At 65.0% G+C, this 474-nt stretch carries 1 protein-coding gene; it reads right to left on the reverse strand.

Features of this window, described 5'->3' with window-relative positions:
- Positions 1 to 144 precede the first annotated feature (144 nt).
- The coding region (locus AB3U87_RS22130; RefSeq protein ID WP_394150563.1) for a hypothetical protein at positions 145 to 474 on the reverse strand (330 nt) is incomplete at its 5' end.

A 474-nucleotide genomic window follows, 5' to 3' on the forward strand; every position in this document is an offset into this window, starting at 1 on the left:
ATCATCATCGGTCGATTGTTTCAGCCATGGAGTACGAAGCGGGCCGCCCTGATCAACGGTCCGCATCGCATTCGTTTCCGTGACGATCCCCGTGATGACGACGCAGGTGCGGGGTTCACCCGCGTCGTCACCGGCACCGGACGACTACGTCGCCGGCGAGGCGAAGCGCACGCTCTCGATATTGGCACGCTCGAAGGCCTGCATCACGTGCTGGTAGGACCGCTCCATCTCGGTCACCTCGCCGTCCGGCGTCTCCTCGGGCTTGAGCACGAACATCAGCATCGAGCGTCCGGTGACGTCGTAGCGATCGCCGATCGCCCAGGTTCCGACCTCCTGGCTATCGGGCAGGTTGGTGTCGAGGAGCCGCGTCCAGCCGACGCCGCCGACGGAACCCGGCAGGGTGAAGGAGACGAGGTCGCTGTAGGCGTTATAGAGGATCAGCAGAGTCGCATCGCCTCCCCGGCGGTGGATGCC

This window comes from Erwinia plantamica (assembly GCF_043420595.1).
Taxonomy (GTDB): Bacteria; Pseudomonadota; Gammaproteobacteria; order Enterobacterales; family Enterobacteriaceae; genus Erwinia; species Erwinia aeris.